The 13,793-nt window shown below is 40.3% G+C and carries 13 protein-coding genes; 4 read left to right on the top strand and 9 right to left on the bottom strand.

All coding sequences use genetic code 11. The annotated features are described in order from the left end of the window. Positions 1-3: 3 nt before the first annotated feature. Entirely contained in the window at positions 4-405 is a 402-nt protein-coding gene (locus tag IQ209_RS09725) for a hypothetical protein (RefSeq protein ID WP_193851112.1), read from the bottom strand. 320 nt (positions 406-725) lie between these two features. Here IQ209_RS09725 and IQ209_RS09730 point away from each other — a divergent pair, with 320 nt between their 5' ends. Next, positions 726-1,058: a YlcI/YnfO family protein gene (locus IQ209_RS09730; protein ID WP_193851113.1), complete on the top strand. Its 333-nt coding sequence runs from the start codon at positions 726-728 to the stop codon at positions 1,056-1,058. Positions 1,059-1,175: 117 nt separating this feature from the next. Here IQ209_RS09730 and IQ209_RS09735 read toward each other — a convergent pair whose 3' ends face one another. The 3 genes from IQ209_RS09735 to IQ209_RS09745 all read right to left on the bottom strand — a co-directional run bounded on the left by IQ209_RS09735 (position 1,176) and on the right by IQ209_RS09745 (position 2,968). Then, complete coding sequence (locus IQ209_RS09735; protein ID WP_193851114.1) at positions 1,176-1,460, bottom strand: AlpA family transcriptional regulator; 285 nt, start codon at positions 1,458-1,460, stop codon at positions 1,176-1,178. 64 nt (positions 1,461-1,524) lie between these two features. Further along, the gene (locus tag IQ209_RS09740; protein WP_193851115.1) at positions 1,525-1,749 is read right to left on the bottom strand and encodes an AlpA family transcriptional regulator; all 225 of its coding nucleotides are present in this window, start codon (positions 1,747-1,749) and stop codon (positions 1,525-1,527) included. Beyond that, the gene (locus IQ209_RS09745) at positions 1,727-2,968 is read right to left on the bottom strand and encodes a site-specific integrase (protein WP_193851116.1); all 1,242 of its coding nucleotides are present in this window, start codon (positions 2,966-2,968) and stop codon (positions 1,727-1,729) included. The genes IQ209_RS09740 and IQ209_RS09745 overlap by 23 nt, the downstream gene beginning before the upstream one ends. 168 nt (positions 2,969-3,136) lie before the next feature. On the opposite strand from IQ209_RS09745, the gene IQ209_RS09750 reads away from it, so the two are divergent. Continuing rightward, positions 3,137-3,964, top strand: a complete 828-nt coding sequence (locus IQ209_RS09750; RefSeq protein WP_193851117.1) for a GyrI-like domain-containing protein — start codon at positions 3,137-3,139, stop codon at positions 3,962-3,964. Positions 3,965-4,480: 516 nt separating this feature from the next. Here IQ209_RS09750 and IQ209_RS09755 read toward each other — a convergent pair. Further along, on the bottom strand, positions 4,481-5,104 hold the full coding sequence (locus tag IQ209_RS09755; protein ID WP_193851118.1) for a helix-turn-helix transcriptional regulator: 624 nt from the start codon (positions 5,102-5,104) through the stop codon (positions 4,481-4,483). 384 nt (positions 5,105-5,488) lie between these two features. Here IQ209_RS09755 and IQ209_RS09760 point away from each other — a divergent pair, with 384 nt between their 5' ends. Beyond that, positions 5,489-6,184, top strand: coding sequence for a LuxR C-terminal-related transcriptional regulator (locus IQ209_RS09760; protein ID WP_193851119.1), 696 nt, complete (start codon positions 5,489-5,491; stop codon positions 6,182-6,184). Between the two features lie 333 nt (positions 6,185-6,517). Here the strand turns inward: IQ209_RS09760 and fbaA are convergent, their stop codons facing one another. The 4 genes from fbaA to tkt all read right to left on the bottom strand — a co-directional run bounded on the left by fbaA (position 6,518) and on the right by tkt (position 12,196). Then, the gene (gene fbaA, locus IQ209_RS09765; RefSeq protein WP_193851120.1) at positions 6,518-7,594 is read right to left on the bottom strand and encodes a class II fructose-bisphosphate aldolase; all 1,077 of its coding nucleotides are present in this window, start codon (positions 7,592-7,594) and stop codon (positions 6,518-6,520) included. A gap of 58 nt (positions 7,595-7,652) precedes the next feature. Then, positions 7,653-8,819, bottom strand: coding sequence for a phosphoglycerate kinase (gene pgk, locus IQ209_RS09770; protein ID WP_193851121.1), 1,167 nt, complete (start codon positions 8,817-8,819; stop codon positions 7,653-7,655). Positions 8,820-8,893: 74 nt separating this feature from the next. Beyond that, complete coding sequence (gene epd, locus IQ209_RS09775) at positions 8,894-9,913, bottom strand: erythrose-4-phosphate dehydrogenase (RefSeq protein WP_193851122.1); 1,020 nt, start codon at positions 9,911-9,913, stop codon at positions 8,894-8,896. Positions 9,914-10,201: 288 nt separating this feature from the next. Further along, positions 10,202-12,196, bottom strand: coding sequence for a transketolase (tkt, locus tag IQ209_RS09780; RefSeq protein WP_193851123.1), 1,995 nt, complete (start codon positions 12,194-12,196; stop codon positions 10,202-10,204). Between the two features lie 699 nt (positions 12,197-12,895). Here tkt and IQ209_RS09785 point away from each other — a divergent pair. Further along, positions 12,896-13,750, top strand: coding sequence for a hypothetical protein (locus IQ209_RS09785; protein WP_193851124.1), 855 nt, complete (start codon positions 12,896-12,898; stop codon positions 13,748-13,750). Positions 13,751-13,793 lie beyond the last annotated feature (43 nt).

Consider the following 13,793-nt stretch of genomic DNA (forward strand, 5'->3'; position numbering starts at 1 on the left):
GATTCACTCTCCATAAACCGCTGCATAAAGCACATGGTAGACTTCCTGATTGCTATCACAGGCCAGTGAAAGCAAATCATGTAGCTCTTCCGAACAATGATGGCTGGTCTGGTCAAGAATGACTTCAAATAAAGACGTGCCCAGTCCCGCACGATACATCGCCTGATCTAATGAAACGGATTGCCTGTGCACCACGTAATTTAACAATTTATTGACGAGTGGCTGCGGGGCATGTTTCAACAGCGCGTGGTGCACCTCCTGATTGATATCTCGCGCCAGTGCAATCAAATTATTTATGTCAATTGAGCATTCATCCTTCGATTTTTCGAGAATAAATTTAAATAAAGAAGTTGCCTGATTGGCACGATATAACGCCTGTTTTAGTGAGGTAGGTTTATTATTCATGGTATGCCTCCTGACGAGATACTAAGATCAGAGAGGGCATACCAGCTAGCCGCTGAGTACCAGATGCAATTAGGAATGTAAATTTTAGGCGAGTTTGGTTAGACTGAGTGTCAGCCATAGCATTAGCTCCAATAATGTTGTGGTTAAACGCCTCGATAGTGTTCGCGCACTTCGGGGCGTTGCTGTTTTTACAATTTACACTCAATGAGGTGTTTAGCACCAAATAAATCAAGTGACAGACACCATACATTAAGGTGATATGCACTTCAATAGTTTTTTCATGTATACTGCTAAGCACCAATTCAAACGGAGTGTTTAGCATGTCAACAGGTAGTATTAATAATAAATCGGTGCAATTAGCTTCTCGTGTTCCGCATGAAGTTGCTGAATTGCTTGATGCAACGAGAAAAGAGGGTGAAAGTGTTGGAAAATTTATTGTAACAGCTATAAAAAATGAAGCCGATCGTCGGCAATATAAAAAAAGTGATGAAAACCATCTTTTATCTGATTTAGATGACACCCTAAAAGCACTCAAACAAATTGAAAGCATCGGAATAAAAATTGGTTCTGATTTGCAAACTCTCGTTACTACAGCTCGCAATAATATTGAATGCCGCCAGCGCAAAGCCAAAGCATCATCTGAGCAAAAATAATAATTAACCCTCTTAATGAGGGTTGTTTTTCGTCTTTATTCTCAAAAGTAAAGTTGTTTTTAAAATTAGCTTTACCGCTGCCAATTAAGAAAGTTAATTTTTTCATAATGTGATTCTTTAATTGATCGGTTTACGGCTATACGGATTATTTACATTGTCTACTGTTGGCGGATTACGCACCCACCATAAAACATCACTTAATAACCATGAAACGGAATTACGGCCTAATGGAACACGCTTAGGAAATTTTCCTTCTTCCTCTAATACCCAGCGACGAGAACGCGATAAACTGGAAAGGTGTTCACATTCTTTCTCTCTGATCCTGCGATCATATTTCTCACCATATTCATTTAATATTGATTGTCGTTCTTGTGGTGTCGGTGATGTGAATTTTATTACCATATTTCTCTATTCCCAAAAATAAAAAACCCCGATGAACGGGGCTATTATTAAATTCATGTTAATTTTATTCAGACTTCCAAGTGCCTTTTATCCAGTCCTGAATCTCAGATAATCGATAAACTTTGGTTTGTGGTCCTATTGTTATTTTTAAAGGGAATTGACCGTCTTTTTCGAGTAAAGATCTGTGTCTTCTTCCTAATGAAGTTAACCACTCACATTCTTCTTCTCTAATTAACCTATCAAGTCCATCTAAACCCTCCAATTCTTCACGAGTTAATATGTGTATCATTTTCTATAGCCTCCGATTCCTTAATTAAAGAATCTAAATAATTAACCCACCAGTAGAGCGCATTTCTTTTTTGTTCAATATACTGACTTCGGTTATATATTCCAGCGACGCCATTTAACGAATGGCCTAATAATTGTTCAACAACATTATGCTCAAATCCGTGATCACTGAGCGAGGTAGCAAATACTCTTCGTATATCGTGTGCCGTCCACTTCTCTTTATGATTTAATCTTTTCCATATCTTCGCAATAGTTACACTAGCTGTACATTGCTTCATATCAAAACCAATAACATGTTCTCGATTTTTTGTTGCTTTATTTAATAACAAAAGCCAACTTTTAAAATTACTCGGAATTGGCCTGATTATTTCCCTGCCATTTTTACTGTGCTCTGGTGGCACTCGCCATATATCATTCAAAAAATCCCATTCATTCCATTTTGAAAGTCGTATTTCGGAAAGCCTACAACCAAAAACAATTAAAAACCTAAGAATAATTCTGTTTTCGTGTGACATAATATGATTGTCATATTCTTTATTCACATGACGCCATACTTCTCTTAATTCATCATTTGTTAACACTCTGTCTCTCCTATTTGCTTTTTCACCAACATCACCAACATCACCAATATCTAAATCATCTATTTCATGATTAATTGCATATTTTCTTACTCGACAAAACTTCAATGCCTGTTGTGATATTTTTAAAAGTGCTCCCGATTGTACTGGTGCCTTTCTTTTAATTTTATCAAAGCACCTAATCCACATTGATAATGTGCATTCCTTTAATGGAATATGTCCTATCTCAGAATAAATATGCTTGGAAAAACAACCTCTAATATGATCTACTGCTTTTCGTTTATTGATAGCGTAATTATTAATCCAATACTCTATTGCCTCTTTTACCGTGACAGGTTTTAAAGAGTCCTCTTTTGTTATTTTTATTTGTATTCTTGGATCTTTTCCTTCGGCTAACCATACCCGGCATTCATCTCTCCGTTCCCTTGCTGCCTTAAGGCTCAAATCTGGGTATTTACCCAACGTCAGCCATATAGGAGCACTTTCACGCCCATAAAGGCGGTAGAAAAAAACAAAGCTGATTGTACCCTGCTTACTTACCCTGATTGATAACCCGTTCCCATCCGCTATCGTCTGCTGTTTTTCAACTGGTTTACCGTATAAGGATTTGAGTTTTTTATCACTGAGCTTGTTTACAGCCATTTAGCGAACCTTTTTCTATTTTGCAATACACATTGCAATACGCAGGGTGGTGTAACAACCCGCAAACACCAAAACGGATGAAAACACCAAACATCAATTTATTCTTATTTTTCATTTAATTACAAACAACACGAGTACATGTAACCCCATATCAGTTACAGAGTTTATATGCTTGGTGAACATATTGATACACATATGGATGGCGAAAGCTTGAGTAACATTGCAGCTTGTTCTAAATATCACTTTCACAGATTGTTTTCTGCAACTTATGGTATCGGTGTTGCTGCATATATCAGGCAAATTCGATTGAAAAGAGCTATTTTTGAATTAGCGTATAACGATAATTCAGTAATAGATATTGCTCTTGCATGTGGATATGAAAGTCCTGAAGCATTCTCCAGAGCGTTCAAAAGTTCGGTTGGTCAAAGTCCTATTGAATTCAGAAAAAAACCTGATTGGTCTGTCTGGCACAGACACTACCAAATCATAAATAATATCAGGACTAAAATGATGAGTGAGAAATTATCTCCTGTTGAAGTAAAAATTGTCAATTTTCCAGAAACCACTGTGGCAGTTATGGAACACAAAGGTTCGCCATCCAATATTGGCAATACAATCAGAGAGTTCAAAGAGTGGAGAATCAATAATAAATTATCCCCAGAACGTCACCGAACTTTTAATTTTGTTTATGCAGATCCCGCAAACATTGACCCGCAAGAGTATCAGTTTGATTTGTGTGTAGAGATCTCGCCAAAGTTTGAGGTTAAGAATGCAAAAGTTGCATTAAAAACAATCAAATCAGGAAAATGTGCTTATATTAGATACACGGGTTCAGATGAGGGAATAACTCCCATAGTCAATTATTTGTATACAAATTGGTTAGCGGAACATAATCAAGAAGTTCGGGATTTCCCGCTCTTTTTTGAACGAGTAAAGTTGTTCCCAGCTGTGACCGAAGCCGAGGCTGTCACTGATATTTACTTGCCTCTGGTGTAAAACACCTTGCCGGTTATTGCTACGTTAGCTTGTAATATAATGGCGTGATGATAGTTCCAGTCTCTTAATCAGACATCTTCGATTAAGAGACTGGCGACTATAATTATAGTTCAAAAAACGAACTAACATTGCCCTGGTGTGGGCGAGTAATATTTTAATTCAAAATAATGAAAATAATTTGTCCGCACAGAAGGAGAAGTGTCTCCCTAATCTAACGTCCAGACAAAATATAAATTTTATCTTATGTTTTGATAATGAAATTAATACACCAGACAAATATCAAAATCAACATATAAAAACACAAATGTTGATTTTGATGATGGATAAATGTGTCATTATTTAATGATGAATAAACAAAAAAACAAATAAATAAAATTAACTCGTTGATATTATTAAATATTATTTAAACCGCGATACCTCTGTTGTCAACAGCAAGACAAAAATCAAGAATATTATTTACCTTATGTATAGCATGGTTATTAACCGCTAAGTTGTATAAATATTCATATGATACATCTATGTGATAAGGAAGTTTTCTCCATATCCGAACCTTTCTTCCATTATGTCTCCAATGACTATCCAATTATCCAAACTCTCTTTATTCGATTCTTTGATATGAAACTGCTGCTGTTTTGGATCGAAACATAGTTTTGGATTGTTACTCTGGTAATTACCTCTCCTGATTATTAATAAATCCCCTGAATTATGTTTACCTGATAAATCATCCTCAAGTAAAACGGCAACAACATTAGGCCCAGTGCCAAAATAATAGGTCAGCTGCCTTCCAACAAGCAGGGTACCTATCTTACCGTCCAGAAATTCGGAAGTAACACATTCAGATTGCATAAATAATGGAACAGCACAGGGATTCATATTTCCCTCATAAGAAATGCTCCTATCCAAACGCTCTTTTTCTGCGATATCAGTTGATTCTATTTCACTATATGATACGCCAAAGAAATTGGAGATTTTCTGTATTGTGGAAGAGTGAACGTTTTGCACTCTATCTTCTAAGATATTATAAATAGTTGTACGATTAAGGCCTGTTTTCTGACAGAGCGATACTCTTGTTTCCCCTCTGGAATCGAGTAAATATTGCAAGTTTTTTCTCAGGTGTTCCATTTTTTGCTTCTTATACATATTAACGCCCAGAAAAATATATAACTAGCTAATTTATATGATTTTTTAGACTAAACTTTTTTTATAAGAGCAGGAAAGGGTGAAAAACACTCTTGCTATTGAACAGTAAAAGTGATACCAATTTTTTCTTGGATGCAATTATTTATTATAAAAAATATTAATTGAGTAAATTATATTTTTGGAGAGATTTGCAAAAAACAGATAATAAATAGCATAAAAGCAGACAAAAACAGATGAAATATGACTTGCACCGATATTTTAAATTTCAACTCAACAATTACCTTGGAAAATTAACCTTGATGAATATGGAATCAATACAAGTAGAAACATAAATACAAACATCCTTATTTACAATGAATAAACTAACAATTATTTGAGATAGAGATGAGTTTATCCTATAAAAATAATGAACCCTATTTCAAGGGACTAATTGCCATGATGGAACATCTCAGCGATCCTTGGGGTATTAAGGATTTGGACTCCAGACATATCTATATGAATAAAGCGGCTTATCTTTACACCAACACACCAGAATACTTTGATATTGAAGGTAAGTTAGACTGTGAATTTCCAACTGATTGGTCTGACGACCAATTTTCACAAGATCTCAAAGAGCATGACCGGAGAGCTGAGGAAGCAAAAGATAGAGTTTCCATTATCGAAACACATTATTGGTACGGAAAAAACAATTTGGCCCCTTTCATCAGTGAAAAATTTCCCGTGTATAACGATGAAAAAGAGTGTATCGGGATAGTTTGGAATGCTAAGCCATTAAGTAGCTTCTCTCCCTTAAAATACATTAATCGTCACAAACCCAGCATACTCACTACAGAAGCAACCACAGACCTGTTTACTCGTGGTGAGTTGGACATTATTTTCTTCATGCTGCAAAGGCGCGCAAATAAAGAAATTGCCCAAATATACAACGTTAGTCACAAAACGATAGAAAATAGAGTTTATAACATCTATCAAAAAGCGAATGTTCATTCACTCCAGCAATTTGAGGAGTTTTGCAAACACTTACAATTAGATAGCTATATACCAGAACGTCTAATTGAAAAAGGCGTTCTATTTCTCTAAAAGATATCAAAAAAAGTAATGGTAATACTAAAAATTGAGCGCTGTCCACTAAAGCGAGTACCACAAACACAACGTGTATCACTGTTAAGTGTGGCTATTGTGCTTATAGGCATGTTGACAGCATTGGATCAGTTTATGCTTGGGGCTGGGTAAAGGCCATCAAGGCGCCTTTTCTGTCCGTGATATTGGCCGTTGTGTTTGGTGCGATACTGACGCACTGCGCTTGTCTTCTCCGTGTTACTGGGCTAAATACATTAACCCGGTAACACGGAGAGTTGAAAAACACCTGAAGGAATGTTGCTAAATCATAAATTTCATATAAATAACAATTTATTACAGCACATCAACCGCATTCAGTTCTTTAAAGGCTTGCTCCAGACGAATAACCATAGAAGCCTGAGCCGCACGCAGCCAAACACGTGGATCGTAGAATTTCTTGTTAGGTTTATCTGCGCCCTCTGGGTTACCCAACTGGCCTTGCAGGTAGCCTTCGTTCTTTTTGTAGTAGTCCAGAATACCTTCCCAAGTTGCCCACTGGGTATCGGTATCGATATTCATTTTCACTACACCGTAGCTCACGGCTTCCTGAATCTCTTCTGCGGTAGAGCCAGAGCCACCGTGGAAGACAAAGTCCAGGCTGTTGTGTGGCAGGCTGAATTTTTCAGAAACGTAGTCCTGTGAATTGCGCAGAATTTTTGGCGTCAGTTTAACATTGCCTGGTTTGTATACACCGTGGACGTTACCGAAAGAAGCCGCGATGGTGAAACGTGGGCTAATAGCGTTCAGTTTCTCATACGCATAGGCCACATCTTCCGGCTGTGTATACAGGGAAGAACTGTCCAGATGGGAATTATCAACACCATCTTCCTCACCGCCCGTACAACCCAATTCGATTTCCAGTGTCATGTCGATTTTCGCCATACGTGCCAGATATTGGCTGCAAATCTCGATATTTTCTTCCAGAGATTCTTCTGACAGGTCAATCATGTGGGAGGAGAACAGAGGTTTGCCAGTTTGCGCATAGTGTTTCTCACCCGCTTCCAGCAAGCCGTCGATCCATGGCAGCAGTTTACGTGCACAATGGTCGGTATGCAGGATAACAGGCACGCCATAATGTTCTGCCATTTGGTGAACGTGGTGAGCACCAGAAATAGCACCGATAATCGCGGCTTGTTGACCTTCTGCTTTCAGGCCCTTACCAGCAATGAAAGAAGCACCACCGTTGGAAAACTGGATAATGACCGGAGCACGTACTTTTGCCGCCGTTTCCAACACTGCGTTGATGGAATCAGTACCGACGCAGTTAACCGCTGGTAACGCGAAATTGTTTTCTTTAGCGACGGCAAAGACTTTTTGAACATCATCACCAGTGATGACACCCGGTTTTACGAAATCAAAAATTTTAGACATGTTACGTGGTCCTGTATTGACATTGAACAGGCAGCCAATGCTGCCTGTTTATTACAACTTAATTACTTTTAGCACGTTCTTCCAGCATCACAACGGCGGGCAGTTTTTTGCCTTCAACGAACTCAAGGAAAGCACCACCACCAGTAGAGATGTAAGAGATCTTATCGGCAATTTCGAACAGATCGATTGCCGCTAAGGTATCGCCACCACCTGCGATTGAGAAAGCATCGCTTTCAGCAATTGCGCGGGCAATAATTTCGGTTCCTTTACGGAAGTTAGGGAATTCAAAAACGCCTACCGGACCATTCCACAAAATGGTCTTGGCGCTTTTCAGGATTTCAGCCAGACGTTCGGCAGAAGCATCACCCAGGTCAAGGATCTGCTCTTCATCTTTAATTTCGCTGGTAGATTTTAGCGTTGCTTCCGCAGTCTCAGAGAATTCTGTCGCAACACGAACATCGGTAGGAACCGGGATGTCGCAGCTTTCCATCAGTTTTTTTGCTTCTGAGATCAAATCATCTTCGTACAGTGAACGGCCAACGTTGTGCCCTTCTGCGGCAACAAACGTATTAGCAATCCCACCCCCTACGATCAGCTGATCGGCAATTTTGGACAGTGAATCAAGGACTGTCAGTTTGGTTGAAACCTTAGATCCCCCCACAATCGCCACCATTGGACGGGCAGGGCTGTGCAGTGCTTTACCCAAAGCTTCCAATTCACCAGACAGCAAGGGGCCAGCACAAGCAATGGGGGCAAACTTGGCAACGCCGTGAGTTGACGCTTGCGCACGGTGCGCAGTACCAAAAGCATCCATTACATATATATCACACAGTGCCGCATACTGCTTTGATAACGCTTCATCGTCTTTTTTCTCACCTTTGTTGAAGCGAACGTTTTCCAGGATAACTAGTTCGCCTTCTACCACTTCAACACCATCCAGATAGTTTTTTTCCAGACGAACAGGAGAAGAAAGTGCTTCTTTCAAATAATCAACGACAGGTTGCAGTGAGAACTCTTCGTTGTATTCTCCCTCAGTTGGGCGTCCCAGGTGAGAAGTAACCATGACCTTGGCTCCCTGATTCAACGCAGCCTCAATCGTCGGCAAAGACGCACGGATACGTGCATCAGAGGTAACTTTGCCATCTTTTACAGGCACATTCAGATCAGCACGGATCAATACGCGTTTACCCGCTAGATCTAAATCAGTCATCTTAATTACAGACATGGTGAATCCTCTCATTGATTCTTTATAAAATTACTCAATCTTCTGCTGTGGGCCGTTTGTGACACAACAAATGATTATTTGAAACCGGTTGCGGCCATTGCCAGCGTCGTATCAATCATGCGATTGGCAAAGCCCCACTCATTGTCACACCACACAAGGGTTTTAATCAGGTGCTTCCCGCTAACCCTCGTTTGTGTGCCATCCACAATAGCACTGTGGGGATCGTGGTTAAAATCCGTTGAGACCAACGGCAAATCAGTGTAATCCACTATACCACGAAACTCCCTGGCCGCTGATTTTTGCAGGAGCTGGTTCACATCTTCCACACTTACTGGCGAACAGACAGTTACGCTTAGGTCAATGGCGGTCACATTGATAGTCGGCACCCGAACAGAAATCGCTTCAAACCGATCATTGAATTTAGGAAAAATACGTGTGATCCCCACTGCCAGTTTTGTATCAACAGGAATAATGGATTGACTGGCCGCCCGGGTTCGACGTAAATCACGGTGATAAGCATCAATCACGGGTTGATCATTCATTGATGCGTGGATGGTTGTCACCGTACCAGATTCAATATTGAACGCATCATCCAATACCTTGATGATTGGAATGATGCAGTTTGTTGTACAGGATGCATTAGAAACAATGCGATCTTCGGCAACCAATGCATGGTGATTGACACCATATACGACGGTTGCATCCAGATTATTTCCTCCCGGATGTGCAAACAGGACTTTCTTGGCTCCACTGGCGATATGAGACTCTCCGTCTGCTCGTTCACCATACCTACCTGTGCAGTCAAGAACAATATCAATGCCCAACTCTTTCCACGGCAAAGCCGAGATATTCGGTTGATGAAATAGCCGGATACTGTCGTTTCCTACTTGCAATAAATCATTATTCAGGCGTACATCCCATGCAAAACGCCCATGACTGGAATCGTATTTCAATAAGTGAGCAATGCCTTGTGCGTCTGCCAACTCATTGATAGCGATCACTGAAATTTCAGCTTGACGCCCGGATTCGTAAAGAGCACGCAAGACGCTGCGCCCTATTCTTCCGAAACCATTAATCGCTACCCTGATAGTCATGTTACTCCCTGAATTTCTCTATAGTTACGCGACCGCTTAGGATAACTGAGCAATGTCTACTTGTACTGATAATTCCTCACAAAATTAGCCAGTTTGTGACGGACAAGACATTTTATTATCTCATTTCTACGTTTAACTGAAACGGTTCAGCCATTATAAAAGAAGACTACGAGAAAAAAGGAATGATGGCAAGCGCCATTCGTCACATTTGGAGGAAAGGTTGAACAAAAAAAGAGCGCATTCGCTCTGAAATTGATACGAATGCGCTTATTATGGATTATTTGCTGATTATTTCAGCAAACCCGTTGCTTTGGCTACTACATTTTCAACCGTAAAGCCAAACTCTTTGAACAGAACATCAGCAGGTGCAGATTCACCGAAAGTATTCATACCAACGATAGCACCATTGATACCAACGTATTTGAACCAGTAATCAGAAATACCTGCTTCGATAGCAACACGGGCAGAAACTGCCGCTGGCAATACCGCTTCACGATATGCAGCATTTTGCTTATCGAAAGCATCGGTAGATGGCATAGAAACCACGCGAACCTGACGACCTTCGGCAGTCAGTTGTTCAGCCGCTTTCACCGCCAATTCGACTTCGGAACCCGTTGCAATCAGAATCAATTCAGGCTGGCCTGCACAATCTTTCAGGATGTAAGCCCCTTTCTCGATATTCGCCAATTGCTCAGTAGTACGATCCTGTTGTGCCAGGTTTTGACGAGAGAAGATCAATGCGGTTGGGCCATCTTTGCGCTCAATAGCATATTTCCACGCAATCGCAGATTCAACCTGGTCACATGGACGCCATGTGCTCATATTTGGCGTTACACGCAGGCTGGCAATTTGCTCAACTGGTTGGTGAGTTGGACCATCTTCACCTAATCCGATGGAATCGTGGGTATAAACGAAAATGCTGCGCACTTTCATCAGTGCTGCCATGCGTACAGCGTTACGGGCATATTCCACGAACATCAGGAATGTTGCGCCATAAGGCACAAAACCACCATGCAACGCGATACCGTTCATGATGGCAGACATACCAAATTCACGCACACCGTAGTGAATGTAGTTACCGTCCTGAACTTCGTTCAGAGGCTTAGAGCCAGACCACATGGTCAGGTTACTTGGTGCTAAGTCAGCAGAGCCACCCATGAATTCTGGCAGAACTTTACCGAATGCTTCCAGTGCATTTTGTGATGCCTTACGGCTGGCAATGGAGGCTGGGTTCTGTTGCAGCTTTTCAATAAATGCCTTGGACTCCGCTTCCCAGTTTGCTGGCAGCTCACCGCGGGTACGACGGTTAAATTCAACAGCCAATTCTGGATAAGCTTGCGCGTATGCAGCAAATTTCTCTTCCCAAGTGGCTTCTTTAACCTTGCCTGCTTCCTGCGCGTTCCAGCCAGCGTAAATGCCCTGAGGAATTTCAAACGCAGGATGTTCCCACCCCAGCGCTTTACGGGTTGCTTCAATTTCAGCATCACCCAATGGAGCACCGTGACATTCTTCTTTGCCTGCTTTGTTTGGTGAACCAAAGCCGATGATGGTTTTGCACATCAACAGAGAGGGTTTGTTTGTTTCTTTACGTGCTGCGTCGATGGCTGCTGCAATAGCCTCAGAATCATGGCCATCTACGCCACGGATAACATGCCAGCCATAGGCTTCAAAGCGTGCTGCGGTATCATCAGTGAACCAACCTTCTACCTCACCATCGATAGAAATACCGTTGTCATCATAGAACGCGATCAATTTGCCCAGTTTCAGTGTCCCCGCCAAAGAGCAAACTTCATGGGAGATCCCTTCCATCATACAGCCGTCACCCATGAACACATAAGTATAATGATCGACGATATCATGGCCTGGACGGTTGAACTGCGCTGCCAGTGTGCGTTCTGCAATCGCAAAACCAACTGCATTGGCAATACCCTGTCCCAATGGACCAGTAGTGGTTTCTACGCCTGGAGTATAGCCATATTCGGGATGGCCCGGCGTTTTAGAGTGTAGTTGACGGAAGTTCTTCAAATCATCAATAGAAACATCATAACCCGTCAGGTGAAGAAGGCTATATATCAGCATGGAGCCGTGGCCATTAGATAACACGAAACGGTCACGATCAACCCAGCCAGGATTAGAAGGGTTATGGTTCAGATAGTCGCGCCACAGCACTTCAGCAATATCGGCCATTCCCATTGGTGCGCCAGGATGCCCTGATTTTGCTTTCTGCACAGCGTCCATGCTTAAAAAGCGGATAGCATTAGCAAGGGTTTTACGAGTGGTCATTCTTTACTCCAAGTCGGATAAAAGCGTTAGTAAACTAAGAACTAATTTTCGCAGCGCAGCATACAAACCGCAATCATTAATACCAGATAATTAATGCCAGATGATAAGGAGGACTATCTTAATTTCTCCTTGACAATAATTCTTTGATTTACCTCGTTGTTTTGGTGCCCTATCGAGATCATGCAGACAACTAAAGGTGTTATTGCGCAAATAGAGAATAATTTCTCAGCATAACTTGCGCAGCAATAGAAAGCCGCGTATTAGACACGATACCCAATAGGTTAATCAAGACCAAAAAGACCCATTTTTCAGTCAAATTCGGATAATGAACAAAATTCACTTGTAATATATTTTGATGTCAACTGCAATTTTGGTGATATCTCCTGTTCCAGGGATATATTCCCTTGCTTATATGCCATAGCTTGAAAGTCTATTGTGAAAGATAATTTCTCTATAAAAAATAGAAAAACAAAATAAAAATTTATAAATAAATCATTTATGGACAGCTATCATTATTCTATTTTTTATTTTAAATAAATTATCACCCACTATAAAAGTCACCCATAAAAATATGCCAGCAACTCAATAAAGTTTAATTATTAGGTGATAAAAAAAAGTAATTTGAATTAATGACGCAAAAAGGTGAGTTTATAAATTCGCCATCATTTAAGTGTATTCAAAAATAATTAAGGAAATAACATGAAGAAAATAATTATTTTTATTTCATTATATTTATTGGGATTACAAATAGCTTTTTCCAACGTTAATTCAATAAATACAAACTCTGGTTACGATCTTGCGACAGAATTAACTCAACGATATAACGACACTAGAAATAATTGTGGAGATGGGGACCATCCTGCATTTTTATGTTCAGGGATTATGTTAAGAGGAACAGTCCCTTCAGATTATTATTATTCTTGGAATCCAAGTCCACACTCACAAAGTAGCGGTGGTGTCTCATTTTCTTATTTGAGAACTGATTCAAAACTTATTACATTAGATGCTGGTTACACAAATGGTTTCATTTTTTCTCCTTATTTATCCGCATCGGCAAATAATAAAAAACATCCTGAAGCTCTTTGCTATTTCCCTATCAATGCAGTCTCTGCCGACAGAGATGAAAAAGGATGTGGTGCTACTCCTGGAATTTCCCACAGTGCGCCTTGTCAACAAATTGGAATTACTACTGCGCAACAGTGGATAGAAAATGGAAGCGATGAAGAGAGTCAGTGTGGTTTTGATGTCAGCATTAAACCAGGGGAAAATCATGCTGATGCCTTCATACAGGGCGTTCAGGCACGTTTACAGCTCTTGTTGGCAATAAATAATGAATTAATATTGGCTACCTGGCCCCAAAATATTCCCAATGAATTACCCATCGAAGCCTTTTTTTATCTTCCAGGAGGGCTTGATGGTGCACAACATGATCAAAGGGAATTTTATAATGTCACGGGGAAAATAGTGCCGATTATAAAGATAGCTCTTCCCGATAATTATAGCCAAGATGCTACTTTCACTTATAATCAAGAGGATCAAGTCATTAACAACTAAAAAATAAAGAACAGAAAATAAACCTAAAGGCCAAAGTCAGTTC

The organism is Xenorhabdus sp. BG5, from assembly GCF_015163665.1.
Lineage (GTDB): Bacteria > Pseudomonadota > Gammaproteobacteria > Enterobacterales > Enterobacteriaceae > Xenorhabdus.